Source organism: Arthrobacter sp. R3-55, assembly GCF_054161505.1.
Genome location: NZ_CP096423.1, coordinates 997,865 through 1,023,511, shown reverse-complemented (window position 1 = coordinate 1,023,511; position 25,647 = coordinate 997,865). Strand labels below are relative to the sequence as shown.

26 protein-coding genes are annotated in these 25,647 nt (G+C 63.0%); 4 read left to right on the top strand and 22 right to left on the bottom strand.

What is annotated here, in order from left to right:
* Positions 1-23 precede the first annotated feature (23 nt).
* The 11 genes from M1D51_RS04885 to M1D51_RS04835 all read right to left on the bottom strand — a co-directional run bounded on the left by M1D51_RS04885 (position 24) and on the right by M1D51_RS04835 (position 9,742).
* Positions 24-764 carry a tyrosine-protein phosphatase gene (locus M1D51_RS04885; protein WP_458108743.1) on the bottom strand — a complete coding sequence of 247 codons (741 nt, stop codon included), beginning with the start codon at positions 762-764 and terminating at the stop codon, positions 24-26.
* 154 nt (positions 765-918) lie between these two features.
* Positions 919-1,806 carry an SGNH/GDSL hydrolase family protein gene (locus M1D51_RS04880; protein ID WP_458108742.1) on the bottom strand — a complete coding sequence of 296 codons (888 nt, stop codon included), beginning with the start codon at positions 1,804-1,806 and terminating at the stop codon, positions 919-921.
* Between the two features lie 394 nt (positions 1,807-2,200).
* Positions 2,201-2,797, bottom strand: coding sequence for a GNAT family N-acetyltransferase (locus M1D51_RS04875; RefSeq protein ID WP_458108741.1), 597 nt, complete (start codon positions 2,795-2,797; stop codon positions 2,201-2,203).
* Between the two features lie 26 nt (positions 2,798-2,823).
* Positions 2,824-3,687, bottom strand: coding sequence for a 3-hydroxyacyl-CoA dehydrogenase family protein (locus M1D51_RS04870; RefSeq protein WP_458108740.1), 864 nt, complete (start codon positions 3,685-3,687; stop codon positions 2,824-2,826).
* Positions 3,684-4,502 (bottom strand): enoyl-CoA hydratase/isomerase family protein, encoded by an 819-nt coding sequence (locus M1D51_RS04865; protein ID WP_458108739.1) that lies wholly within the window; start codon positions 4,500-4,502, stop codon positions 3,684-3,686. Before M1D51_RS04865 ends, M1D51_RS04870 begins: the two co-directional genes overlap by 4 nt.
* The gene (locus M1D51_RS04860) at positions 4,502-5,728 is read right to left on the bottom strand and encodes a thiolase family protein (protein ID WP_458108738.1); all 1,227 of its coding nucleotides are present in this window, start codon (positions 5,726-5,728) and stop codon (positions 4,502-4,504) included. Before M1D51_RS04860 ends, M1D51_RS04865 begins: the two co-directional genes overlap by 1 nt.
* A 129-nt stretch (positions 5,729-5,857) precedes the next feature.
* Positions 5,858-6,514 (bottom strand): pentapeptide repeat-containing protein, encoded by a 657-nt coding sequence (locus M1D51_RS04855; RefSeq protein WP_172326542.1) that lies wholly within the window; start codon positions 6,512-6,514, stop codon positions 5,858-5,860.
* A complete protein-coding gene (locus tag M1D51_RS04850) occupies positions 6,514-6,972 on the bottom strand; it encodes an SRPBCC family protein (protein ID WP_172326543.1) in 459 nt (152 codons plus the stop codon). The genes M1D51_RS04855 and M1D51_RS04850 overlap by 1 nt, the downstream gene beginning before the upstream one ends.
* 9 nt (positions 6,973-6,981) lie before the next feature.
* Positions 6,982-7,389 carry a DUF2177 family protein gene (locus M1D51_RS04845; RefSeq protein WP_458108737.1) on the bottom strand — a complete coding sequence of 136 codons (408 nt, stop codon included), beginning with the start codon at positions 7,387-7,389 and terminating at the stop codon, positions 6,982-6,984.
* Positions 7,390-7,397: 8 nt separating this feature from the next.
* Positions 7,398-9,266 carry an AMP-dependent synthetase/ligase gene (locus M1D51_RS04840; protein ID WP_458108736.1) on the bottom strand — a complete coding sequence of 623 codons (1,869 nt, stop codon included), beginning with the start codon at positions 9,264-9,266 and terminating at the stop codon, positions 7,398-7,400.
* Positions 9,263-9,742, bottom strand: coding sequence for a MarR family winged helix-turn-helix transcriptional regulator (locus tag M1D51_RS04835; protein WP_172325307.1), 480 nt, complete (start codon positions 9,740-9,742; stop codon positions 9,263-9,265). Before M1D51_RS04835 ends, M1D51_RS04840 begins: the two co-directional genes overlap by 4 nt.
* Before the next feature lie 98 nt (positions 9,743-9,840).
* On the opposite strand from M1D51_RS04835, the gene M1D51_RS04830 reads away from it, so the two are divergent.
* Entirely contained in the window at positions 9,841-10,710 is an 870-nt protein-coding gene (locus tag M1D51_RS04830; RefSeq protein WP_458108735.1) for a DUF1295 domain-containing protein, read from the top strand.
* A 330-nt stretch (positions 10,711-11,040) separates the two neighbouring features.
* Here the strand turns inward: M1D51_RS04830 and M1D51_RS04825 are convergent, their stop codons facing one another.
* From M1D51_RS04825 to M1D51_RS04810, 4 genes are all read right to left on the bottom strand, one after another.
* On the bottom strand, positions 11,041-12,504 hold the full coding sequence (locus M1D51_RS04825; RefSeq protein ID WP_172325305.1) for an amino acid permease: 1,464 nt from the start codon (positions 12,502-12,504) through the stop codon (positions 11,041-11,043).
* Between the two features lie 155 nt (positions 12,505-12,659).
* Positions 12,660-13,613 (bottom strand): NAD(P)/FAD-dependent oxidoreductase, encoded by a 954-nt coding sequence (locus tag M1D51_RS04820; RefSeq protein WP_458108734.1) that lies wholly within the window; start codon positions 13,611-13,613, stop codon positions 12,660-12,662.
* A complete protein-coding gene (locus tag M1D51_RS04815; RefSeq protein WP_458108733.1) occupies positions 13,613-13,960 on the bottom strand; it encodes a molybdopterin oxidoreductase in 348 nt (115 codons plus the stop codon). Before M1D51_RS04815 ends, M1D51_RS04820 begins: the two co-directional genes overlap by 1 nt.
* A gap of 154 nt (positions 13,961-14,114) precedes the next feature.
* Positions 14,115-15,800 (bottom strand): ABC-F family ATP-binding cassette domain-containing protein, encoded by a 1,686-nt coding sequence (locus tag M1D51_RS04810; RefSeq protein ID WP_458108732.1) that lies wholly within the window; start codon positions 15,798-15,800, stop codon positions 14,115-14,117.
* 203 nt (positions 15,801-16,003) lie between these two features.
* Here M1D51_RS04810 and M1D51_RS04805 point away from each other — a divergent pair, with 203 nt between their 5' ends.
* Together M1D51_RS04805 and M1D51_RS04800 are read left to right on the top strand one after the other, a co-directional pair.
* On the top strand, positions 16,004-16,519 hold the full coding sequence (locus M1D51_RS04805; protein ID WP_458108731.1) for a histidine kinase: 516 nt from the start codon (positions 16,004-16,006) through the stop codon (positions 16,517-16,519).
* Complete coding sequence (locus tag M1D51_RS04800; RefSeq protein ID WP_458108730.1) at positions 16,516-17,382, top strand: DUF4097 family beta strand repeat-containing protein; 867 nt, start codon at positions 16,516-16,518, stop codon at positions 17,380-17,382. Before M1D51_RS04805 ends, M1D51_RS04800 begins: the two co-directional genes overlap by 4 nt.
* Before the next feature lies 1 nt (position 17,383).
* Here the strand turns inward: M1D51_RS04800 and M1D51_RS04795 are convergent, their stop codons facing one another.
* From M1D51_RS04795 to M1D51_RS04785, 3 genes are read right to left on the bottom strand one after another with little or no spacing between them, the layout of a single operon-like run.
* The gene (locus M1D51_RS04795) at positions 17,384-18,247 is read right to left on the bottom strand and encodes a metal ABC transporter permease (protein ID WP_458108729.1); all 864 of its coding nucleotides are present in this window, start codon (positions 18,245-18,247) and stop codon (positions 17,384-17,386) included.
* Between the two features lie 3 nt (positions 18,248-18,250).
* Positions 18,251-18,985 (bottom strand): metal ABC transporter ATP-binding protein, encoded by a 735-nt coding sequence (locus M1D51_RS04790; protein ID WP_458108728.1) that lies wholly within the window; start codon positions 18,983-18,985, stop codon positions 18,251-18,253.
* On the bottom strand, positions 18,982-19,926 hold the full coding sequence (locus tag M1D51_RS04785; RefSeq protein ID WP_458108727.1) for a metal ABC transporter substrate-binding protein: 945 nt from the start codon (positions 19,924-19,926) through the stop codon (positions 18,982-18,984). The genes M1D51_RS04790 and M1D51_RS04785 overlap by 4 nt, the downstream gene beginning before the upstream one ends.
* 51 nt (positions 19,927-19,977) lie before the next feature.
* Here M1D51_RS04785 and M1D51_RS04780 point away from each other — a divergent pair, with 51 nt between their 5' ends.
* Positions 19,978-20,706: a CPBP family intramembrane glutamic endopeptidase gene (locus M1D51_RS04780; protein ID WP_458108726.1), complete on the top strand. Its 729-nt coding sequence runs from the start codon at positions 19,978-19,980 to the stop codon at positions 20,704-20,706.
* On the opposite strand, the gene M1D51_RS04775 is transcribed toward M1D51_RS04780, so the two are convergent.
* From M1D51_RS04775 to M1D51_RS04760, 4 genes are read right to left on the bottom strand one after another with little or no spacing between them, the layout of a single operon-like run.
* On the bottom strand, positions 20,703-22,445 hold the full coding sequence (locus M1D51_RS04775) for a hypothetical protein (RefSeq protein ID WP_458108725.1): 1,743 nt from the start codon (positions 22,443-22,445) through the stop codon (positions 20,703-20,705). The genes M1D51_RS04780 and M1D51_RS04775 overlap by 4 nt on opposite strands.
* A gap of 8 nt (positions 22,446-22,453) precedes the next feature.
* Positions 22,454-23,344 (bottom strand): carbohydrate ABC transporter permease, encoded by an 891-nt coding sequence (locus tag M1D51_RS04770; RefSeq protein WP_172323837.1) that lies wholly within the window; start codon positions 23,342-23,344, stop codon positions 22,454-22,456.
* A 3-nt stretch (positions 23,345-23,347) separates the two neighbouring features.
* Positions 23,348-24,292 (bottom strand): carbohydrate ABC transporter permease, encoded by a 945-nt coding sequence (locus tag M1D51_RS04765; protein ID WP_458108724.1) that lies wholly within the window; start codon positions 24,290-24,292, stop codon positions 23,348-23,350.
* 3 nt (positions 24,293-24,295) lie between these two features.
* Positions 24,296-25,570, bottom strand: a complete 1,275-nt coding sequence (locus M1D51_RS04760; protein WP_458108723.1) for an ABC transporter substrate-binding protein — start codon at positions 25,568-25,570, stop codon at positions 24,296-24,298.
* Positions 25,571-25,647 lie beyond the last annotated feature (77 nt).

The following is a 25,647-nucleotide window of genomic DNA, read 5'->3' as shown; positions in this document are numbered from 1 at the left end:
GGTCCATTCCGTTGGGAAAGTGATCAATGCTGCATGTTAGCAGCGGTGATGGCCCCGGAACCGAGCTTTGACCTCAGCGCGTCCACCTCGTGTTCCGAGACGCCGTTCGCCTTCAGGAATCGGGCCACATCCAGCCCTTCGAGGAACCTAAGCAGGCCCGCCCTCTTCTGCTCCAGGATGGCTTCAAGTTGGTCCTCGGGAAGGTACGGATCATGGGCGTGCGGGGCACCATGTGTTCGATGCCGCTCATTGATTCCCCTGGCCGCGAGCTCGTAACCACGCACAATGTCTACGTCGTTCATGCCAGCCAGCCTCTGCAGCATCAGCGCGATTACCCCACTGCGATCCCTGCCGGCCGAGCAGTGAACCACCACCTTGCCGGGCGAGGCCGCGATGGCTTTGAAGACCGGGGCAATCCTGTCCGCGAACAGGTCGACGTAATCGCCATACTGCGCCGGGTCCTTCAGATACGGGCCGAACAGCTCGCTGAAGCGGCGGTGGTCCGGATCCTCCGTAGGGCAATGTACGACGTCGATACGCGCCTTCACGTCGTCCGGCACCTCGGGGTCGGTGTCGCGCTGGTGACGCTCACGGGAGGCGCGCAGATCGATGACGGTGCGGACGCCGTCGTCGTACATTTGCTGCCAACCGGCCTCGGTGACCCACTCGTGCCGGCCCATCCTGTAGACATCGCCGGCGATCAGCCACGCATTCACGGCACCGTCCCAGTGGATGCTCGGGTGAGCTTCAGATGACTCCTCCATAGGAGCCAGCTAAGCACATGGGAGGGCTGGTGCGGGAGCGTTCAGGCCCGCGAGGGGTTAGCTCTCGGCACATGGCGGCCCGCCGAGGGGTTAGCTCTCGGCACATTCGGGCATGCATATTGCCGAGAGCCCGCCCCTCGACGATTGGGTAGACCTACCGCTTGGCGAGTTGGGCGGGTTTGACCGCCGAGACCAAGGCCGCCGCGTAGGCCTGGTGTCCGGCAACGTTCGGATGGAAGTTCGCGTCCGGGAGGGGCAGACGGAAGTCGAGGACGATCCACGGCTCCAAGGAGTTTGCCGCGTGCCCGGCGAACCTCTTGGTCACGTCGACGAACTTTGCGTTGGTCCGGCTCTCAGCAACCGCCTTGGCGATGGTTTGGTTGAGGGCGTCGATGGCTTGGTTGACCTTTGCCTGGTTCTCGACGGGAATGACCGGCACCCCATTGACCGGGTCAAAGAGCCGCGGGTAGCTCATCACAGCGATGGTTGCCTGCGGGGCTGATGCCTGGATGGTCTGGTAGATCCCCTCAAGGCCTACTTCGAGCACCGGGAGGTTGGCGATGATCGCATTAACGGTCCCTGCGCAACCCGCAGTATCCGGCGACGCGCAGGCCTGGAGCGCCAGAAGGCTCCCAGCATCTATGGCCCCGGCAGTGATGCTCACTAGTTCTGCGTTGTGGAGTGCGGCCTGGCCCAGTGCGATCTGCTCCAGAACCGTTGGTGCGCCGTTATAGAAGGGACTCGGAAATTCCGGAATGAAGGTCAACAGTGCCCCGTGGCAGGCGAGGTTGGCCAGTAGATTGACCCGGCCAGTATCAGCAACCACGTCCACATAGCCAGGGTGGCTCTGCCAGCAAGGCGTGTCCCTGTACAGGCCATCAGCTCCCGTGCCTGCAGTGTAAGAATCGCCAAGGGCCACATAGTCAACGGATGGCGGCGGAGCCGCGGTGGCCGGACTCCCCACGAACCCCAGCGAAAGTCCCAGGACAGCGAGCCCGCCCGCCAAAGCAGCCAGCCGTCGTCGTGCTTGATGAGTTGCCATGATTTTCCCCTTCATACTGCTCAAATGGGGCTCCGGCACTCCAAAAAAGAGGAGGTCACGGCTCGCCCCACCACTCGGCCGCATACCGGGGCAATGTGTGGCTAGGTTACGCCTGCGGGGCTGCGGCGGAAAGACCCTGGCACTCGCCCAAGGGTGAGATCCCGGCAGTATCACGCGCGCATAAGGCCGAGATCCCGCCCCTCGGCAAACAACTCTCTCCATCTGGCCGGCAAGAGCGTGGCGTTATAGTCACTTCGCGCAAGTACTCCCCACACTCCGCCGAGGGGTTAGCTCTCGGGACATTGAGCGCCTGGATACAGCCGAGAGCTCACCCCTCGCGTTGCAAAAGGGCCGAGAGCTCACCCCTCGCGGCACACTCGGGGGCCCACTTCGTCTATGCGCCGTATTTTGCCAACCGGAACTCCAACCCGTTCCGCACGGCCGGCCATTCGTGCTCGAGGATGGAGAACACCACGGTGTCGCGAAGGGCGCCGTCCTTGCTGCGGGAGTGGCTTCGGAGCACGCCGTCCTGCTTGGCGCCGAGCCGGGCAATGGCTTCGCGGGACTGCTGGTTCATCCAATGCGTGCAGAATTCAACAGCTGCACAACCCAGCGTTTCGAAGGCATGCCGCAGGAGCAGCAGCTTGGAATCCGGGTTGGTCCCTGTACCGTGCGCCGACGCGGCGTTCCACGTGGATCCGATTTCCAGGCGCGGGGTGGCAGCGTCGATATTCATGTAGGTGGTCATGCCGATCAGCTTGCCCGTGGCGTTGGAGCGCGTGGCAAACGGCAGCATGGACCCTTTTGCCTGCAAGTCCAGGCGGCGATCGATTTCAGCTGACATGCCTTCCGGCGTCGGTACGGAGGTGTACCAAAGCTTCCAAAGATCGCCATCGCGGGCCGCATCCACCAGCCCGTCATGGTGTTCCTGGCTCAACGGTTCCAGCGTCACGAATTTTCCGGTCAGGGTGATGGGCTCAATTGAAGTCACCCGGTTAGCCTAACCGCCTGCGCGGGTCAGTCGTTCCAGTCGAAGAAACCCTTGCCCGTCTTGCGCCCGAGTTCACCGCGAGCCACTTTGTCCCGCAGGATTTGCGGCGGCGCGAAACGGTCACCAAGAGTCGAGTGCAGGTATTCGGCAATGCCCAGCCGGACGTCCAAGCCCACAATGTCGGTTGTTTTCAGAGGGCCCGTGGGGTGCTTGTAGCCAAGAACCATGGCAGCGTCGATGTCCTCGGCCGACGCCACTCCCTCTTCCACCATCCGCATCGCTTCAAGGGCTATCGCGACGCCGAGCCTTGAGGAGGCAAAGCCGGGAGCGTCATTGACGACGACGGCGGTCTTGCCGAGTGCCTCCGTCCAGTCTTTGGCCGCAACAGCGAGTTCGGGAGACGTCTCCTTGGCCAGCACCACCTCGATGAGGGTGGACGCAGGCACCGGGTTGAAGAAGTGCAGCCCCACAAAGTTGGCCGGCCGGCGTAGTTCATTGGCCAACCCTGTGACAGACAGGGAGGAGGTGTTCGAGGCCAGGAAAGCGTCTGCGGACAAGTGCTCCTCCACAGCCTTCAGGGCTGTGACCTTGAAGTCGTAATCCTCAGGTACGGCCTCCACCACGAGCCCGCAATGGATGAAGGATTCGTAGTCCGTGGAGGTGCTGAAGCGGGACATCGCTTCCTCGGGGGTTTCGTTCAGGGTTCCGCGGGCGGCGGACTTGGCCACGGCGTCAGCTACGCGACCCTGGGCTCCGGCTGCTGCCTCGTGATCGCGTTCCACCACAATCACAGTGGCACCCTTGGTCAGGAATGCATGAGCGATTCCGGCACCCATCCGACCACCGCCCAGGACTCCTACGACGTGGGGGATGGCGGGTACAGCGGTCATTTCTGGGTCCTGTCGTGAGTCGGGTCGGCATGTTCGGGTGCGGCAAGGTCCTGGGCAGCTTTGGCTGACTTCTTGTCGAGGAACGCCTGCATGCGGTCAAACTTGGCCTGGGACTCAAAGAGAATTCCCTGCGCAAGAGTGTCAATGAGCGGGTGCGCCTCGGCGGGGGCATGGAAGACCGATTTGGTGATACGGACCGCCAACGGGTCCTGGCGTCCAATCCTGTCAGCCAACTTGTGGGCCGCATCCATCAGCTCAGGCGCTTCGTGGATCTCCGTGATCAGGCTGATCCGCAGGGCTTCTTCCGCGCGGAGCACTGCACCTGCCAGGAGGATCTCCTTGGCCTTCGGCTCGCCCACAAGTTCCTTGAGCCGCCAACTGGCACCGGCTGCGGCGAGGATCCCCAGGCCGGTTTCCGGGTTTCCAATCCGGACACTCGGAGTGCCGATGCGGAAGTCCGCTGCATAGGCCAGCTCGGCGCCGCCACCCAGGCAGTATCCGTCCAGGGCCGCGATGACAGGCATGGGCAACTTGGCGATCCGGACAAAGATCGTGGAGTTGATCCCCTGCAAGGCGTCGTCGCGGCGCCGTTCGCGCAACTGGCCGATGTCCGCACCGGAGGCGAAAACGCCCTCGGTCCCGGCGATAATCAGAACTTTGGGGTTCCGCTCCAGCTCAGCACACACTTGGTGAAGTTCATCCACCATGGTCTGATCGATCGCGTTGCGGACCTCGGGGCGGTTCAGCAGAACGGTGAGGCGGTCCTCGCGTTCCTCAAGGAGGAGGGTGGTGAAGTCTTCCGGGTTCAGTGGCATTACACGCCTTCCAGCAGCATTGCGGTGCCCTGTCCGACGCCGATGCACATCGTCGCCAGTCCAAGCTTCGGTCCCGTGGCGGACGCGAGTTCACGCTCCATCCGGCCCAGCAACGTGATGGCAATCCGTGAGCCGCTGGAACCGAGCGGATGCCCCAAACTGATAGCACCGCCGTCGTTGTTCACAATCTCCGGGTTCAAGCCGAGGCGGCGCATGCTGGCAAGCGACTGGGTAGCGAAAGCTTCGTTGAGTTCCACGGCCCCCAACTGGTCCACGCTGAGGCCGGCGCGGGCCAGCACCTTCTGTGTGGCAGGAACGGGACCAATGCCCATAATCTCGGGCTCACACCCGGCCGAGGCGCCGTCGATAATCCGTGCGCGCGGCGTCAGTCCGAACTTCTTAATGGCAGCTTCCGAGGCAACGATGATGGCAGAGGCGCCGTCGTTGAGCGAGGATGAGTTGCCGGCCGTCACCACGGATCCTCCGGGGACCACGGGACGTAAACCAGCCAGCACGTCCATGGTGGTGCCCTCGCGGGGGCCTTCATCGGTATCCACCACGGTCTCGGACTTCCGGGTCTTCACTGTGACCGGAACAATCTCATCCTTGAAGCGCCCACCGGCTATGGCTGCCAGGGCGAGCTCATGGGAGCGGACAGCAAAGGCGTCAGCGTCTTCCCGGGAGATGTTGTCCACCCGGCCTACTTCCTCCGCCGTTTCGGGCATGGAGTAGGTCATCTTGCCGTCCCGGGAGAGCTCGCCCTTGCTGAAGAGCGGGTTGGCGAAGCGCCAGCCGATGGAGGTGTCGAAGATCTGGCCGGGCTTGGCGAACGCGGTGGTCGGCTTCTCCTGCACCCAAGGGGCCCGGCTCATGGACTCAACGCCACCAGCCACCACGATGTCCGCAGCTCCGGACTTGATCATGTGGCTTGCCATAATGATCGCGCTGAGGCCCGAGGCACACAGGCGGTTGACCGTGATACCCGGGATGTGGAGGGGAAGACCGGCGAGGAGGGTGGCCATGCGGGCCACGTTCCGGTTTTCCTCGCCCGCGCCGTTGGCGTTGCCGAGGATCACCTCATCAATGGAGTCAGGATCGACGCCGGCACGCGCCACTGCTTCCCGGACCACCAGTGCTGCGAGATCGTCGGGGCGAACTGAGGACAGAGCCCCACCGTAGCGACCTACAGGCGTTCGTGCGCCGCCAACAAGAAAAGCCTCGACCATGAGAACATCCTTCGCGAAGTGAAAGGGACCGGCACGGAATAATATACCGACCGTTCGTTCTATAAAGATTACACGGCCCGGCGGACCGGTCAACAGCTGAAACCACCTGCGGACCGGTCCAGGGCAGTTTCACACCACCCGAATACCGAGGTGACCAGCCAAAAGGGGTGCCATGAGGCTCAGTTGGTAATCGTCAATAATGACGCCCGCGAGCCCCGCCAATCCGTTGATGCCGCGGAACTCTGACGTCCGCAGATCCACGTCCTTAAGTTTGGCCCCGCTGACGTCCAACGTGCCGATGGTGCAGTTCTTCAGCGCGATCCTGGTCCCGGAACAGGCGCCGAGATCCAATTCGTTGATGATGCAATCGGAGATCTGGAGGTCCATGAGCTTGGAGCCGCGCAGGTTCACGTAGTCCAGCTTGCCGCCGTCGATCCGGACGGATCGCCAGTTGCCCTCATAGAGTTCAGCTGAGCCCCACCGGGGGTTGCTGATTTCCACGTCCTGCCAGGAGCTGCGTGCGGCGGTGAAGACCGGCGCATAGGGCTCGGCCAGAATGCACTCGCGGAACGTTGCGCCCCGCAGCTGTGCCTCGTTGAAGGAGACACTGTTCAGTTCGCATTCGATGAAGTCGGAGCCACTCAACTCTTCTCCATCGGCGGAAACCTTGGTCCACCTGACGCCGTCATACCGTTCGCCGCGCTGGAAGTCCGGAGCGTCGTCGTCGCGCAGTTCTTCCAAACGGACCGGTGAAATCTTCGGGGCCGCAATCTTCGCAGCCGCCATCAGAGGGATTCCGCCTTCGCTGCGATCTCCGTCAGGTCCTTGGCGAGGGCTTTGCGCGTCATGCTCATGCCGATTTTCCCGAAGAGAGCCATACCCACCTTGCTCAGGAACGAAGGTTTGAGGACCTCGGCGCCGAACGTCAGCGTAAGGTCCGTACCGCCGTCGCGCCCGGACAGGGTGAAGCGCGAGGTGTAATCAGCGCCGCCCTGCAGCGCCTTCACGGTAGTGCTGCGCGGCGGGTCGGCCTGGGACACCCACATTTCGACGGTTTCCTGCTTGCCCATCATGGTCCGGGTCTCCTTCCAGCGCGTGCCTTCGCCGTAAGGGCCCTCACTGAGCAACTGGACGGAGTCGATGCCGGAGATGGTGCCGGCCGAGCCCGGGATGTCCGAGATAACGGCCCAGACTTTCTCCGGGCCTGCCTTAATGTGCTGCGTCAGGGTGGTGGTGTGTTCCATACATCGAGCCTAGACCCGACCCCTGACAGTCCCAATCAAGGCGGTCAGCCAGGTGACCACAGCGCACACACCAATACCCCAGGCGACGTCCGTCACCGCCACCATCGGCGGGAAATCCTTGAGGACTGCGAGCGCCGTCAAAGCCCACGTGGAGTAGGTGAAGAAGCCGAACAGTGCCCCGCCCAGGATCCTCCGGCGCAGGGTGATATCCGTCTTTCCCGGCCGCACCCCATAGTGAACAATCCCTGCAACGAAGACGAGGTAGAACAGGACAGCACCGACAGGATGCGGGCTGGCGGCGAGGAGGTGTCCGATCTGGCTTTCATATTGCCGCTGTGCCACAGTGACGATCCATACGACATCAATGACCGCGAAGATCAGTGCAGCCAGCGCGTAGGACAGAAGCCAGCGTTTCATGCCGCGGCTCATCCCTGGCGCCGGGTGTCAGCGTAAAGGCTGTCCACGATGTGCCGTGCGCGTTCGGTAAAGGCACCGCGTTTGAGCTTCATGGTGGGTGTCACGATCCCGTTGGCCTCCGTAAGGTCCGTCAGGAGCAGGACGAACCGCCTGACCTGCTCCGAACGGGCAATTTTCGCGTTGGCGTCACTGACGGCCTGACCAATGAGCGCAAGAAGCCGCACGTCATCAATTTGGACAGCACCGCCGTCGTCCGGGATCCGCAGCCCTTTGAGGTCCGCGATGCCCTCACGTTCCGCCCACGCGGCCAAGGACTCGGGATCCAGCAGCACCAGCCCACCTAGATACGGCTTGCCCTCCCCGACCATCACGGCATGGGCCACCAAGGGATCCCCTTCAACGTAGCCTTCCCAAATGGCCGGGGAGATGGTTTTCCCGCCGGCGGTGACAATCACATCCTTGATCCGGCCCTTCAGCGTGAGCCGGCCCAGGTGATCCAATTCGCCCAGATCGCCGGTCCGGAAATAGCCGTCCACAAAGGCTTCTGCGTCGTCCGACTCCCTCCGATAGCCGGCAAAGACGCCCACTCCGCGCGCCAGCACCTCCCCCTCGCCTGAAAGACGCACGGTGGTTCCGGGCATGGGGACACCCACGGACCCGGAATTGATGGATCCGGGGAGGTTGCCCGTCAGCGGGGCTGTGGTTTCGGTCAGGCCATAGCCTTCAATGACGGGAAGTCCCAGTCCGCGGAAAAAGAGGGACAGATCGGCGTCCAGCGCCCCCGCGCCGGAAAGGAGGTAATCGAGCCGCCCGCCCACCAATTTCCGCAACCGGGCATAGAAAAGGCGGTCAAACAGAGCCCGCCGCAGGCGAAGGCCGGCCGGGGCACGCAGGTGGGGATCGGCGTCGTGCCCTTCAGCAAACCGTCCCCACTCCACGGCGGTGCGTTGCGCCGCAGCCCAAACGCGTCCCAGCCGTTTCTGCGTTGCGGCGGCAGCGGCGGATGCCTGGATTTTCTGCAGCACGCGCGGAACCACCACCAGGAACGTGGGCTTCAGGGCACCCAACGCAGAGACGACGTCGCGGGGATCAGACAAGTGGGCAATACGCATGCCGTTGGCCAGGCAGACCAGCTGGAGGCCACGGGCCAGGACGTGCGCCATGGGCAGGAAAATGATGGTGTTTCCGCCCTCGCGGACCACCTCGGTGTAGGCGCCGGCAACATTGAGCACCTGGCCCACAAAGTTGCCGTGGGTGATGAGGGCACCCTTGGGAGCAGCTGTGGTGCCGGAGGTGTAGACAATGGTGGCTACGGAGTCCAGGTCAGCCAGAAGACGCCGCTCCTCCACAGTGCTCTCCGGTATTCCGACGCCGCGTGCCACCAGGTCCGTCAGGTCCGCGCCGGGCCTGGCATCGATGGTCCAGATCCCCAGCGGCTGGATTCCTGCATGGTTGAACCCTTGCTCCAGCAAAGCGGCGTGAACCGCGCTGCCGGCTACGGCGAGCCGGACATCGGCATCGGCAAGGATCGCCGTCACTTGCGGTGCCGCTGAGGTTTCGTAGACGGGAACCACGACGGCGCCGGCGAACCAGGCGGCCATATCGGCCAGCGCCCACTCGTACCGGGTTGGGGACATGATGGCCAGGGACTCCCCCGGCTGGATGCCTGCGGCGATGAAACCCTTGGCCAGCGCCCGGACTTCGTCAACGAACTGTTCGGTGGTGACCTGCCGCCATGGCTCCGTAACGGCCGCATCTGCAGCGCGGACCTCGAAAGCGACGTGCCCTGGGTTTGTCCGGAGTCGCTGCATCAGCAGTTCGGTGGCATTGCGGTGGTTGGCGAGATCGATCAGCGGCGGCGAGGTGAATTCTCTCACCGGGCATCCTCTGCCGAGAGCGACTGCAGGTGGTCCTGCATGAGGTCCAGGACGGCGTCCAGAAAATCCCCGACGACGACCTGGTGGTCAGCGGGCAATCCGTCCAGGTGGGCATTGGCAGCAGAAAGGAGCGGCCGCATCAGGTCCTTGATCCGACGGGATGCCGTGGTGGTGACGTTGACATGGACTTGACGCCGGTCCTCGGTGCTGCGGAGGCGCTCCACATAGCCGTGCGCTTCCAGGCGACTGACCAGCGCGGTGGTGGTGGCGGCGGTGGCACCCAGATCAGAGGCGAGGACGCCCACTGTGACAGGACCCGAATCGGCCAGGACAGTGAGGGCGCGGTAGTCGGTGAGATTGAGTCCCAGTGCCTGGGCTACTTTGCGCTCGGTCTCGTTAGCGAGGCCGAACAGGCCTTGCAACGTCCGGGAAACCGGATGCCCGGAGTCACCGGTAGCCTTCTGATGGTTTTGCATGGTTATATAGTAATCAAATTAGTTTGAACATCAAACAGGCTAGGTATCGGCGGCTGCAAAGTCCGGCGCGTGCAGCCACCGAGAAAGGAAACACCCTCGTGAAGGATTCAGACCGGAAAGGTCTCATCGCCCTTCCCGTGGTGGTACTGCTAGGGGCGCTCGTCGCCGCGGCCGGAAGCCACCATGGGGCAAGCCTCGCCGGAGTTCCGCTGTTCGCGGCAGCAGTAGCCGGCGCGTTCATCATCCAGTGGCTGGTGTTCATTCCCTCGTTCAAGGCACAAACGGAAAAGTACTTCGACCTCACCGGCTCCCTGACCTATGTGGCCATTACCGTGCTGCTGGTGATCGCGACGCCGGGGATCGATGCCCGCTCGCTCCTCCTCGCAGCCATGGTGGCCGCATGGGCGCTCCGGCTGGGCACGTTCTTGTCCCGCCGGATCCACAAGGCAGGCAAGGACGACCGCTTCGACGACATCAAGCCCTCGCTGGTCCGTTTCCTCAACGTCTGGACCATCCAAGGACTCTGGGTGGTATTCACGGCAGCTGCAGCCTGGGTGGCCATCACCAGCACCAACCGGGTAGCCCTGGACTGGCTGGCGGTCCTCGGATTCGTGTTGTGGGCGGCCGGATTCGTCATCGAGATCGTGGCCGACAAGCAGAAGAGCCGGTTCAAGGCCGATCCCGCCAACAAGGGCCGGTTCATTTCCACTGGACTGTGGGCCAAGTCCAGGCACCCCAACTACTTCGGGGAGATCCTCCTGTGGACCGGGGTGGCCATCATCGCCATCCCGGTGCTCCAGGGCTGGCAGTGGGTTGCCTTGATTTCCCCGGTGTTCGTGACCCTCCTGCTCACCAAGGTCAGCGGCATCCCCCTGCTGGAGAAGAAGGCTGACAAGACCTGGGGCGGGGAGGCCGGGTACGAGGAGTACAAGAAGAGCACTCCCGTCTTGATCCCCAAGTTCGGTTAGGCCGCACAGCAGGCCCCACAACGCGACCTCCCTGCGTTGCGAGGCCCGGTATGCGCGCCTCACACCCAAGTTAGGCCGCACAGCAGGCCCCACAACGCGACCTCCCTGCGTTGCGAGGCCCGGTATGCGCGCTTCACACCCCAATTAGAACGCACAGCAGGCCCCACAACGCGAAGCCCCCTGCGTTGCGAGGCCCGGTATGCGCGCTTCACACCCCACTTAGGCCGCACAGCAGGCCCCACAACGCAAGGGCCCCCAACGCAAACGGCGCGTGCCCCCGGAAGGAGGCACGCGCCGTCGTACGTTTGAAATGCTGGAACCAGGGGCGGCTTAGCTGAAGAGCTCGCTCTTGGGTTCGTTGTTCTTGACCTTCTGCCAGCCGAGCCAGAGGACCAGCGCGAAGAACGGGATGGTGGCGAGTGTCCAGAGACCGAGCAGGAAGACCTCGCCGGTTTCCTTGTTGGTCATGGAGTCGAAGCCAATCAGCACCGTGATGGCCAGCAAGGCGATGAGCCCAAGCCAGCTGGTCCACGGAGAACCGGGCATCGGCAGGCTGGAAACCTTGCCGCGCTTCTTGCGAAGGGCGATCTGGCTGGCGAAGATTGAGCCCCACGTGAAGATCACACCGATGGAGGCCGTGTTCAGCGCGAGGTCGAACGCGTAGGAGCCGCCCAGCCAGATGTTGAGCAGGATGCCTACGAGGTAGACGCCACCGATCGCGAGAATTGCGGCGTACGGCACGTGGCGGGTGGACATCTTGGTGAGCCACTGCGGTGCGTGGCCGTTGTTGGCCATGGTGCGGAAGATACGGCCGATCGAGTACAGGCCGGAGTTGCAGGAAGACAGCGCGGCGGTGATGACGATCATGTTCATGACATCACCCATCCAGCCCAGGCCCATCTGGCCGAACACGGTAACGAACGGCGAAGTGCCGGCAACGTACTGATCCGAGGGCAGCAGCATCGCCAGCAGCGTCACCGAACCGACGTAGAAAACAACAATGCGGACCACGACGGCGCGGATCGCCTTGGGAACTTCGCGTTCCGGGTTTTCCATCTCACCTGCGGTAATGCCAACGAGCTCGATGGCGTTGTATGCGAAGATCACGGCGTTGAGGACCAGGATCATCACCAGGCCACCCTTGGGGAACATGCCGCCGTCTTCGTGGAAGAGGTTGGCCACGGACGCATTGCCGTCACCGACCTTGGCGTTGGTGACCACCATGAAGGTGCCGACGGCCAGGAAGATCACGATGGCCGCGACCTTAAGGCAGGAAGCCCAGAATTCGAACTCGCCGAACGCCTTGACGCTGAACAGGTTCACGGCCACCAGCAGCACCAGCGCGGCGATGGCGGACAGTTCAATGGGCACATTCGGGAAGAAGAACTGGAAGTACAGGCCGATTGCGATGAGCTCGGCAATGCCTGTCATGGCCCAGTTGATGAAGTACATCCAGCCGGAAAGGAAGGCACCCTTCTTGCCGAACATTTCGCCCGCGTAACTCACGAAGGAGCCGGACGTCTGGCGGTACATGATGAGTTCACCGAGCGCGCGCATCAGCAGGTAGGCGATGACGCCGGCAATGGCGTAGGAGAAGATCAGGGCCGGGCCGGTGGAGGCCAGGCGGCCGCCGGCACCCATGAAGAGGCCGACGCCGATGGCGCCGCCCATGGCGATCATGGTCACGTGGCGGCGACTCAGGGTCTTCTGGTATCCCTCGGCACTGAGGGTTGAGCCCGAGGCGGCGGATGAGGCCTTGGAGCTCTGGAGATCTGTGGGAGTACTTTGCGGCACAGCTGTTCCTTGTGGGTTGGGGTGTTGCTGTAGGTGTCACGCCCATGCCGGAACACGGGCGTCTTTGGCACACATAATTCGAGCTTTTCCTCCTTTGAGGAGCCGAAGTGTGACAAAGAACGCAGAACGCCGAAGCTTCGCGCAACCCGTCTATCTTACGGGATTAACCCGAATGCCCGTGACGCAGGCAACAGGGGGCTGTGGACAATTGCTGCCGGGGACCCCGGATACATCGACGATCTGTCAGCTCCCGTGATGTGGTCGGCCAGCACGGCGGCCTGATCCCACAAGGGAGCCAGGTGCCCATACACCTCACCCCGGTGCTGGGCGCACTCCCCCACGGCGTAGATCCCGTCCTCGTCCATCACCCGCAGATGGTCATCCACCACAATCCCGCGCTCCACCGCCAAACCGCTGACGACGGCGACATCCACGTTGGGTCTGTTGCCTGCGGTGATCACCACCATGTCGCAGTCGAGGTCGGGTTGATCGCGCAGGCTGACGCCGCTGATGTGGTCCCACCCCAGGATGGCAGTGGGCCGGTTTCCGGCGTGCAGGTGGACCTCCAAGCCGCAGGCCTGTAAACCCCGGGCAGCCTCCACCCCCCGCAACTCACCGCCCAGCACCACAACCTTGCCCTGCTGACCCCCGCGCTGCCCGAGCCCGGCGAACTGCATCATCCTGCGGGTATCGTCCATGGTCCGGAACGTGAAGACGCCGTGGCGGAGAGTCCCGCTGGGTGTGAAGAGCCCCTCCATGGGTGGCAGGTAAGGCCGGCTCCCGGTTGCGATGATCAGGTGGTCGTACTGGACAACGCGGCCATCGGCGGCAAAAACGTGCCGGCTGAACTTGTCGATCCGATCCACCCGGACCCCGGTGTGCAGGGTGATGTTGTTCTCCTGGTACCACGGCAGGGAATTGAGAATGATCCCGGCTTCGCTTGCCTCCCCGGCCAGGACCTGGCCGAGCATCATCCGGTTGTAATTTCCGTAGGGCTCGTCGCCGAACACGGTGATGTCGAAGAGATCACCGCCGCCCCTGGCCAGGATTTCCTCCAACACCCGGGCACCGGCCATGCCGTTGCCGATCACCACCAACTGTTTCTTCATCAGTGCTCCACCATGCCGAGGTCCACCACCACCGAACCCCGTACGCCCGCAGGGGCCACGATGAACAACTCGATCACCGAGCCGCCTTCCGTGTCCTCCACCACCCTGAGGGGAACGTGGACATCGCCCTTGGCACCAATCGGAAAATAGCGCAGCGGGATGCGGTCGCGCATCAGCACCACGGTGATCAGCTCCGGGCTTGAATTGCCGCCACGGAAGTACAGTGTCTGGTTGACCACGCCGTCCGGGACAAAGTGGGAGAGCTCGGCGTGGATGGGAACCGGTTTATCCAGCCCACTGCCTTCAAAGTGGTAGATGCCCTGCAGGAAGAGATTCTGGATGATCACGGGACAAGTCCTTTCGGCCGGTTCCCTTCCCATGGTGCTCTGCCGTTGTTTCAGGATGCTCGATCCCGTGTTTCCGCCCGCAAGACAGGGGGTAACGATCGCTTTGCGAACAGCTCACCGGCGGTGAACCACCTGCTGGCCAAGGCACTGCGGACTACAGCAATTCGCCGCCCTGCATCCCGTAACGGACCCATGAACCTGCCGAAGCGCCCCGGCCGGAGGCGGCGGCACGGCCACCGACCTCAACCCGGGCACAGTGATCAAACCACTCTCCCAAGGCGCGGTCATGGCTCACGATCACCAAGGTCCCGGCAAACGAGGCCAGCGCTGACTCCAGTTGTTCCACCAACACCGGTGCCAGATGGTTGGTGGGCTCATCAACGATCATGGTTTGGTACCCGCCCAGAAGCAGCCGCGCCAAGGCCAGCCGGCGTTGCTGTCCCGCGGATAAGCCGCCAACAGGCACGTGGAATTCGGCAGGGCGGAATAGTCCCAGCCGGAGCAAGCCCTCCGCGTGTTCATCAATGTTTCCGCCCAGTCCCGCAGCGAACGCAGGAAGCAACCGGAGCGACGGGCGGGCCAGTACCTCCAATTCCTGCTGCAGGTAGCCCACCGTCCCGTTAACGGATACGGAGCCGGTGGCGGGCTCCAGGTTCCCCGTCAGCACTGACAACAGCGTGGATTTTCCTGCGCCGTTGGGCCCGGTGATGAGCACCTTTTGGCCGGTTTCCACTGTTAGGTCCGTGGGTTGCAGCCGCCCCGGGACGCTGACGCGGCAGGCTTCCAGGGCGGGCTCGGACACCGCATCCGTCACTGAGCCCAACGGTGCCGTCAGCTTCAGCGGCACGGGCGGCCGGTCCACCGGGTTTTCCTCGAGTCTCCGGAGCCGTTCCTGGGCGTTGCGGACTTTACTGGAGACCGCGCTCTGCAAGGTGCCTGCTTTGAACCCGAAAGCCATCTTGTCGTTGTCGCGTTTGCGGCCGTAGCCCATGCGGTCACCCACAGTGGCGGCCTGGAGGCGTTCGGCGGCCATGGCATCGAGCCATTCGTCATACTGCTGGATCCACCGTGCACGTTCCGCCGCCTTCTCGCGGAGGTAGCCTTCATAACCATTTCCGTAGCGGTTCACGGACCGGCGATCGGCGTCCACTTCGATGATGGTGGTGGCTACTTTCCGCAGCAGGACACGATCATGCGAGACCACCACCACGGTGCCCCGGTGCGCGGCCAGCCGCGATTCAAGCCACGCGGTTCCGTTCGCGTCCAGATGGTTGGTGGGCTCGTCCAGGAGCAACGCTTCGGCGGGATCGGCCAGCAAGCAGGCGAGCGCCACCCGTTCCTGCTCGCCACCGGACAAAGATCCAAGCGTTCGACGCCGGTCCACGCCGCCCAGCCCCAGCTTGTCCAACGCGGCTTCCACCCGGGATTCGGCCGCGTAGCCCTCGCGGAGCTGGTACTCCGTCTGCAGGCTTCCGTAGAGCTCAAGTTCGTCATTGCCGGCATCGGCGAGGCCTGACTCGAGGTCCAGGATTTGGGCTTCAAGGGCACGCAGCGATGCCAGGGAAGAATCGATGGCATCCCCTACCGTCACGGACTCGGAGAAGCCGTGGGTCTGGGCGAGGTAACCCACGCGATATCCGGGGTTGCCGCTCAGGCCGGCGGCGCCGTCGTCGGGCTTTTCCACGCCGGAGAGCAGCCGCAGCAGCGTGGACTTTCCTGCGCCGTTTTCACCGACGATTGCTACGTGTTCGCCGTGGTGGATGACGAGGTCAACGTTGTTCAGAAGTTCGCGGTCCCCATAGCCGTGGGAAACGCCGGAAAGGTAAAGGTGGTCAGTCAAGAGGGATCCTCGCAAGTCCGCAGTGGGTGGCTTAAAGCCGTGTGGGTACTGGGGATGCAGCCACAGATGTGGGGCTGCGCTCAAGACTTCATCGATCCAGCCTGCCCCGCGAAGGCGGGCTCGTCAAGCCGAACCGCAAGAGCTGACACCATTGCTTCAGGAATAGCCTTGATATGACACCATCGTGGCGTCACAATGGTGTCATGCAGCTCAACCAGTACGTGACCGCAGTCCAGAGCCAACTGCATGCGGCCGCCGAAGCCGGCGGACCTGATGCGAAGGCGCTGAGCGAACGCCTCACCGCGGTCATAGAGTCCACGGTGAGGTTGGTCCTTCTTGAAGCGCTCTCCGAGGCAGCCCGCGAGATCACCCTGGAACTCGCCCCCGGCTCCGTGGAGGTCAGGCTCCGCGGCCGGGATCCCGAGTTCGTGGTGGGCAACCCTTCTCCCGCCAGTGACTTTGAAGCGATGATCGAACAATCGATCCAAGGAACCACGGCACCTGTTGACCTCGACGGCGCCAGCACCTCCCGGACGACGCTTCGGCTTCCGGATCACCTCAAGCAGCGGGTTGAAGACGCGGCCGGCCAAGAAGGCGTGTCCGTGAACTCATGGCTGGTCCGGGCTATCGCCGAGGCGTTGAACGCCGGCCACGCCGCACCACGGGCAAGAAGCCGGGAACGCGGCGAGCAGAACTTCACAGGATGGGCACGATCATGACAATCTTCCCCACTCCCCTGCCGATCACGGTGGTGGTTGACTCTTCCGTTCGCGCCGACGTCCGGATCATTGCCAGCGACAGGGAGGACACCGGGTTCAACGTCCGGCCCCGCAAGCCAGGCAGGTCAATGGACGTCAAAATGGCCCAGCAGACCACCGCGGACTACTCCGACGGGCGCCTCCAGGTCAGGCTGCACCCTGCGTTCCGCCATACCTGGTTCAGCGACGGGGGTGCAGTGGAGATCACTGTGGAGGTTCCCACTGGCAGCAGCCTGGAATTGAAGTCCGCCATGGGAGACCTCCTCTGCGACGGTACGTTCGGTACTGCAGACCTGAAAACCGATCTAGGCCACATCCGGATCGACCAATGCGGCGAGCTCCGGGCACATACGGACATGGGTGACGTCATGGTGGAACGCGCCTCAGGCAGGTCAAGGATCAAGACCGGCTCGGGCAAGATCCGCATCCGGGACATTGACGGAGTTGTTTCCGTGAAAAACGGCAACGGCAGCACTTACATCTCCCAGGCTTCGGGAACGCTCACGGTCAGCGTAGCCAACGGCGATGTCTCCTTGGAACGGGCAGGGATGTCCACCACCGTGAAAGCATCCAGCGGTGACATCACCGTGGGCGAGGTGTCCGCCGGGAGCCTCACGGTCCAAACGGCTGCGGGCACCCTCAGCGTCGGTGTGCGTCAAGGCACGGCCGCCTGGCTGGACCTCAGCACCAAGTATGGACGGGTAACCAACACCCTCGAGCCCGGCAGCGGACCGGGCGAAAGCAGCACAACAGTGGAGATCCGCGCCCGCAACGCCTATGGCGACATCACAGTGACGCGTTCACCCGCAACAGCGCACGCCTAAGCTACACCGTTGCGAGAGCCCGCTTCCGCCGGGCCTTGGCCAGCCGCGTCCCGATGAGCCCCTGCCGCGGACTGAACAGGTAGACGAACGCGAACACCACACCCTGGGTCAGCACCACCAGGGCCCCCGAGGCCGTGTCCAGGTAGTAGCTGAGGTAGATGCCCGCCACGGAGCACACCACGGAGATGACCGGTGCGATGATCAGCATCCGCGAGAATCGGTCCGTCAGCAGGTAGGCCGTGGCACCCGGGATGATGAGCATGGCCACCACAAGGACTACCCCCACAGTCTGCAGCGCCACCACTGAGGTCAAGGCAAGCAACCCCAGCAACAGCGCGCTGAGCCTGCGGGGCGAGAGGCCAATGGCGTGCGCATGCGTGGGATCGAAGGCGTACAGGGTGAGGTCGCGGCGTTTGAGGATCAGGATGGCGAAAGCCACCACGCCGAGGACCACCACCTGGATGAGGTCCGGGACGCTGACACCCAGCAAGTTGCCGAAAATGATGTGGTTCAGGTCTGTTTGGCTGGGCGTCACCGAGATCAGGACCAGGCCCAGCGCGAACAGCGAAGTAAACACGATGCCGATCGCCGCGTCTTCCTTCACCCTGCTGGTGTTGCGGACTACCCCGATCAACGTCACCGCGATCAGGGCGAACACCAGCGCGCCCAGTGCGAACGGCGCACCCACAATGTAGGCGAGTACGACGCCGGGAAGCACTGCGTGCGACACGGCGTCGCCCATGAGGGACCAGCCGATCAGGACGAGCCAACAGCTCAGGACGGCACAGACCACCGCGGCGATGGCCGTGGTGGCCAGCGCCCGCACCATGAAGTCGTAGCTCAGGGGTTCCAGCAGGAATTCCACGGCTCAGCCCCTGTTCATGACGTCGAGGCCGAAGGCCATGGCCAGGTTTTCCGGTTGGAGCACGGTGTCCGGGCTTCCATGCATCAGCACCTTGCGCATCAGGAGCACGGCTTCATCGCAGAGTTGCGGGAGCGCATGGAGATCGTGGGTGGAGATCAGTATGGTGGCGCCGTCCTCCGCCAACTCGCGGAGGAGGCGGGTGATGGTTGCCTCTGACCGCTTGTCCACTCCGGCGAACGGCTCGTCCAGCAACATCATGGTGGCACCTTGGGCAATGCCGCGGGCCACGAAGGCCCGCTTCTTCTGCCCGCCGGACAGCTGACCGATCTGGCGGTCGGCAAACTCGCCCAGTTCAACCCGCTCCAAGGCATGCTCGACGGCGTCCCGATCGGCTTTGCGGGGCCGGCGCGTGAATCCGAGGTGCCCGTAGCGGCCCATCATCACCACATCCCGGACCGACAGGGGGAAAGCCCAGTCCACATCCTCGCTCTGGGGCACGTAGCCGATTCCGGCTTCCTTGCGCATCTTCACCGGTGGCTCGCCGTTGATGAGGACCTTGCCGGAGTCGGGTTTCACCATGCCCATGATGACTTTGAACAGTGTGGACTTGCCCGAGCCGTTCATGCCCACCAGGCCGCAGATCCGGGAGTGTTCCAACGTCAGGGATGCCGAGTCCAAGGCCAGGACTTCACCGTAGTGGACGGTGACGTTTTCAACGGAGATGGCGTGGGTGCTCATGACGTTCCTCCTGTGAGGGCCGTGGTGATGACTTTGGCGTCGTGGCGGATGAGGTCGAGGTAGGTGGGAACGGGCCCGTCGGCTTCGGAGAGGGAATCGACGTACAGCGTCCCGCCGAACGTGGCGTCCGTAGCTCCCACCACCTGCTGCATGGGGGCGTCGGAGACAGTTGATTCACAGAACACTGCCGGAACCTGGTTCTCTTTCACGAACTCGATGGCCCGGGTGATCTGCTGGGGCGTGGCCTGTTGCTCGGCGTTGACGGCCCATATGTAGACCTCTTTGAGGCCGGCATCCCGGGCAAGGTAGGAAAAGGCGCCTTCGCAGGTGACCAGTGCCCTTTGCTTTTCCGACAGGACGGAGAGCTTGGACACCATCTCGTCCTGCACGGACTGTAGCTGGGCGTTGTAGGACTTGGCGTTGGCCTCGAACTCTGAAGCGTGGGAAGGGTCGAGCTTCGCGAAGGCCTTGGCCATATTCTCTGCGTAGATCTGGACGTTCTTGGGTGACATCCACGCATGGGGGTTGGGCTTGCCCTGGTATGAATCCTCGGCAATGGGCATGACGTCCACGCCGTCACTGACCACGGCATGCGGCACATCGAGGTCCTCCACGAACTGGGCAAACCACGCCTCAAGGTTGAGCCCGTTATCCAGGATCAGGTCGGCTTGGGCGGCTTTGCGGATGTCGCCTGGGGTTGGCTCGTAGCCGTGGATTTCGGCGCCGGCTTTGGTGATGGATTCGACGCGAAGCTTGTCCCCGGCAACGTTCTTGGCAATGTCTGCCAACACAGTGAACGTGGTCAGCACCACGGGCTTGTCATCGCCCTCCGCGGAGGAGTTGCCTCCGCAGGCAGAGACTCCCAGGGCAAGGGCAATGATGGTCAGGACAGCAGCGAAACGGCGGACATCTTTGGCGCGCCGAAACGAAAAGTTAGGCATACCGAAAAGTGTAGCCAAGCAAGGCCCACCCGGCAAAGCTAGGCTGGTGTTATGGGCACACTTTCCACCAAGGCATCCTTGTACAGATTCACTGCCCTCGATGCCCTTGCCATAGCCGTCTACCTCGCTTTTACCGCTTACTTCACTTTTGCCGGTGAATCCGTGGAACGACTGGTGTTGCAGCTTTTTCCCGAGCCGGCCACCGCATCCTATGCCGTCAACGCGATCTTCTATGCCGGCGTCGGAATATTCGCGGTGGCCTCAGCCTGGCGCGTCATGGTGAGGGACCTCAAGATCCTGGGCACCAGGCCTTGGTTCACCCTGGGGATGGTCCCGCTGGCCATTGTGGTGATGCTCATCCTCACGGCCATCCTGGTGGCGGCATTCGGCACAGCCCAAAGCTCCGAAAACCAGCTGGGCATCCAAGGCCTGCTGCAGCAAGTACCGGCGTGGCTCATGGTGCCACTGCTTGTGCTGCTGGGCCCGTTCGTTGAGGAATACCTGTTCCGTCACTTGTTGATCGGCAAGTTGTCCCGCTACCTGAACATCTGGATTTGCTGCGTGATCTCCGTTGTGGTCTTCGCCTCCATCCATGTGGTGGGCCGCGAAGGCTTGGTGTTGTCCGCCCTTGCACCGTATCTGGGCATGGCCGTGGTCCTCGTGGCGGTCTATGTCTGGACCGGGAAAAACCTGATGTTCTCCTACTTCGTCCACGCCGCCAAGAACCTCATGGCCGTAGTCCTCATCTACGCCATCCCTTCGGAGCTGCTGCCTGGCTAGGAGTCGCTCCTCCCCTTCAACACCACGCGATGACTGCCCAAGGTCCTTCCCGTGATGTAGACCTTCACGCCATAGGTGGCGTTGGAGCCGCCTGGATAGCGGTAGGCCTCCCCCGGGTTGTACACCGGCGGGCTGTCCGGGTCCGCCGCGTTGCCTGGGCCGAACTCGATCACGTCATCCCCTACCCGGTAGGCCCCCATCCCGGAGGTCAGTTGGAAGGTCCCGGAGCCGGCGCAGGCATCCTCAACCCCGGTCAGCTGGCCACCCGCGCGGAAGGTCAGCTCCAGGGCGTATGAGGTTTCGGCGCCGTCGAAGTCCAGTTCCAGTTCCACTGTTCCGTGCGCAGCATTCGGCGTGACCGTGATGGACGTTGCCAGTCGATGCTCCACGGCGGGGCGGTTGCCGAAGTCCATGGCGGCACTGAAGCGTCCTTCGTGGACCAACGGGTAGATGCCGTCCGAGCGCTGCAGGTCTACCGGCAACGGCAGGTAGAAGTTGGTACTGAGCTCGTCTCCGAGGCGAACCGCGGGACCATCGACAACGGCGCGCCGGCTGCGGAACGGCCCGAGGTCGAAGAAGCTTCGGGAGAGCCGCACATCCGTCAGGACCGCCTCACCATGGCCGAAGCGCAGGAAAGTGGGATTGGTGGCAAGTCCGGAGCCGATGCCGGCAGTAACGTCGTCGCACCCGCCAAAGACCGTGGCAACGCTCCGGCCGCTCCGGAACCGATGGATCCCACAACTGGCCAACACGGCATGTCCGGGAGCCATGGCAGCAGGAAGGTTCTCAGTTGCCTGCGCGCAGGGCAGTTCCGCTGACAGCCATGGATCAAACCGGACCTTGGCCAAGGCCTTTGCCGGCTCCAGCAACGGGAATTGCTGCAACCAGGCCGCAGCAGCAGCGAAATCGCTGTTCCCGTCTTGAAGCGCCAGACGGCGATACAGCAACTGGAAGGCTTCGGCGTCGAACCTGTTCCATTGATCCTGCCTCCGCGAGAACAAGGACTCCGCACTGCCATCGCTGCTGAACCACGGCAGGAAAGCCGTGAGGTTGGCACGGACGTGGTCCAGTACTTCGGGCCGGTGGGCGTAATCAGCGATCGCCAGCAGTGATGGGTTGGTCACGGCGGTGGCGTAGAGCGGGCTCCTTTCGGAGTACATTCCATCCGGCAGTTGGTCGATCCCCTCGGCCAGCCATTGGCCAATGCGTTGCTGGATGTCCGGACGAGGATCGCCCTCCGATTGGTGCAGTGCATGGATGCGGGCCAGCGCGGCACACAGCTCCCAGCGGTGGTTGGGCGTGTGGACGCCGCCGCTTACCAGGGCGTCAGTAATACGCCCGACGACGCCGCGAAGCCGGCTGACGGTCCCGGCCAACCCGTCGCTGCGGGAACCCAGGATCTCCAGGGCAATGCAGGCGTCATTGATGGTGAAGGCAGAGTCCGGGGGCGAACTCAGGTTGGTACCGTCAAACAGGCCGGTTGGTCCCTGCAGGTGCTCGAGCCTTGCAATGCAATCGGCCATGAGCCCGGGCAGCCTGGCCGAACCCGCGTGAACGGATCCGGGTTGCGTGTAGACCGTGGCTAAAGCCAGCAACCTGCCCATGGCGGGGCGGTGCGCCAAAGCTGCCGCACCGCCGTCGGACGCTTCGATCATGGTGGTGACCTGGCGATCGGCCGCCCCCACCAGCCGGTCGAGGAACGATGCGTCCACGGCAACTGATGCTGTTTGCTGATTCACTGTTGCCCCTAATCCTTCAGTCCGGCGCTGACGTCGGCGTTGAGTACATATTTTTGGAACACCGCGAACACCAGCACCAGCGGGAGGATGGAGATCACGGAGGCACCCAGCAGCACGGGCCAGTCGATGTTTTCCGCCCCCACAATGCTGCGCAGGGCCACCTGGAGGGTGTACCACTTGGGGTCGTTCAGCACGATCAGCGGCCAGATGTAGTCATTCCACCGCCACTGGAAAGAGAAGATGGCCAGGGTGAACAGGATGGGCTTGGACAGCGGGAGCATGATCCGGAAGAAGATGGCCAGCTCGCTGGCGCCGTCGATCCTGGCCGAGTGCAGGAGGTCGTCCGGGACCGTCAGGAAGAACTGGCGGAACATGAACACACCCGTGGCCGTGAGGACAGACGGCACAATGATGCCCGCCAGGGAGTTGTACAGGCCCAGATCACGGATGACGGAGAAGGTCGGGTTCAGTATCACTTCAGTGGGCAGCATGGTGGTGGCCAGGATGCAGACGAAGAAGAGCCGCGTTCCTTTGTTGTTGTACTTGGCCAGCGCGTAACCGGTGCAGGCACTGAAGAAGACGGTGAGGACCGTGGTGACCAGTGAAACCGTGGCGGTGTTGATGAAGTACCGGGCAAAATCAACCCGTTCCCAGGCATCCACGAAACCCTGGAACGTCCATTCGCGGGGAATCATGGACAGGGGGTAACTGAACAGCTCACTTCCGGGCTTGAACGAGCTCAGGAGGAACCACAGCAGCGGCAGGGCATAGATGGCCACGATGACCCACAGCACGGCCGTGAGCGGAGCGGAGAGGTTCTTCCGTTTGGCGCGGCCCGGTCCGGACTTCCCGGAGGGCCGGGCTCCTGCAGCGGGCGGCAATTTGGTAGCTGTTGCCATGGTTCAGCCCTTCTTCTTGTTGAAGCGCAGCTGGATCAGCGCGATAGCCAACAGGACCACCATCAGCACCATGGAGGCAGCACTGGCGTAGCCAACCTTGGATTGCTCGAAGCCGGTCTTGTAGATGTACTGGACAATCAACGTGTTCTCCGTTCCCGGCCCGCCGTTGGTGAGTGCCTGGATCATGGCGAACTCCTTCATGGCGTGGATGGTGGAGAGCAGGATGACCATGAACGACGTCGGCGCGATGCCGGGCAGGATCACATGCCGGAACCGCTGCCAGGCATTGGCGCCATCCAGTTCGGCCGCCTCCAGGAGGGCCTCGGGGATGTTCTTCAGCGCCGCGATGAACAGCAGCATGTTGAAGGCCGTACCACCCCAGGCCGAGGCGAAAATGACCACCATCAACGCGAGGTTCCCGTTGCTGGACCACGGCACCGGGCCGCCGCCCAAGGTGGTGATGACGAAGTTGACGAAGCCAAAGTCCTGGCCGAACATCCATTTCCAGATGACACCCACCACGATCGGCGAGATCAGCCACGGCAGGAAGATGATCACTTTGGCCGCCGTCCTCCCCCGCGTGGCTTTGCTGACCAGGAGGGAAGCAATGCCCAGGGACGAGACGTAAACCAACGGAACCGAGAGGACGGTGTACAGGAACGTCCTGGTCAGAGCCGCATAGAAGGTGCTGTCGGCAAACAGCTTCTGGAAGTTGGCAAGACCAATGAAGTTCAGCTTGCCCACGCCGCGGTAGTCAGTGAACGAATAGATCAGCCCCAGCGCACCGGGCCAAACAAAGAACACCAGGAACAGCACCACGTTGACGCCAACAAGGATCAGCGGAGCGATGACATAGCGGTTGCGCCGCCGTTGTTGGGACTTGCTGCGCGCCGCCGGTGAGCCGGGCTGCTCCGGCCTCACCGCCGGGCTGAGCGTTGAATTAGCCATGGCTTAGGCGCCGTTGTAGAGCTTCACGATGTTCTCCACCGTGGTCTTGGCATCCTGGCTGCCGCCCAGCATCTTCACGGTTTCCTCCCTCAAGGGGTCACCGGAGAAGGGAGTCTCGGCATAGGCCTCTGCCACGACGCGCTTGATGGCGTTGTCGCCCTTGGCCTCGTTCCCGGCGATCTGCTGCTGGTAGAGCTCAAAAGAGGCCTGCTGGTAGGGATATTCCACCTTCAGGCTCTCCTTGACCGGCAGGTAGCCGCCAAGCTTGGCGAACTCGGTGTAGTTGGCGTCATCGTAGAACCAGTCGATGAACTTTTTGGCTTCGTCGTCCGCGCCGGTGTCCTTGAAGGCGACCATGAAGCCGCCGCCGAGGTTGGTGGCGTTGACTTCCTTCTTGGGCAGCGGCACGGAAAGCCACTCGAAGTCCTTGATGTTCTTGTTGAAGTCGGCCACCTGCCAGCTGCCCGAATAGTAGGCGGCAACCTGCCCGCTCTTGAACATGGCGTTGCCGTCTTCTCCGCTAAGCCATACGGACTTGGGCATGGTGGTGTCATCGTTGATCTTCTGGAAGTACTCCAACGTCTCAACAGCCTTCTCATCGGCGGCATACTTGTCACCGTTCTTTGCAAAGGCGTCGCTGCCGAACTCGTACATCATGGCGCGCAAGCGGTGGCCGGAACGGTCCATCACCATTCCGTACTTGGCCCCGGCCTTCTCGCGGACCTGGTTCACGGCTGCCACAAACTCATCCCACGTCCAGGTCGAGTCGATGGTGGCGGGGTATGCCACCCCGGCTTTGTCGAAGAGGCTCTTGTTCACGAACAGGCCTACCGCCGTGAGGTCTGACGGGATGGCGGGCAATGTTCCGTCGGGGGCCGTCTGCAGGAATTTTTCATCAATGTTCCGGGCCTTGGCAATATCGCTGAGGTCCTGGAGCTGATTCACCCAGATGGGGTCCAGGCTCGTGACGCGTGCCAGCGCCGGAAGGTCGTTGGCCGTTGCGGCGTTCTTCAGCTTGGTGGTGATGTCCGCAGTGGGTACGTCCACCACCTCGATGGTGATTCCGGTGGCTTCCTTGTACTTCGCCGCAGCCGCGGCGAAGGCGCCACCCTGGTTGGTGTCCCCTGAAAGGACCAGTTGGAGGGTTTTGGCACCGCCCTCGGCGGAGGCGCCACCACCGCTACAGGCAGAAAGTCCGACCGCGAGGGCGGAGAGGCCGAATGCCGTCAATCCGAACTGCCTGCGGCTGATGCTGGAGATGCGTGTCTGCTCTGACAATGCTCTGTCCTTTTCTCACGGGGCTGCCGGCCCGGGGGCCCGACTGCGGAACTAGGACGTGGCGCGGGGGCCACGCT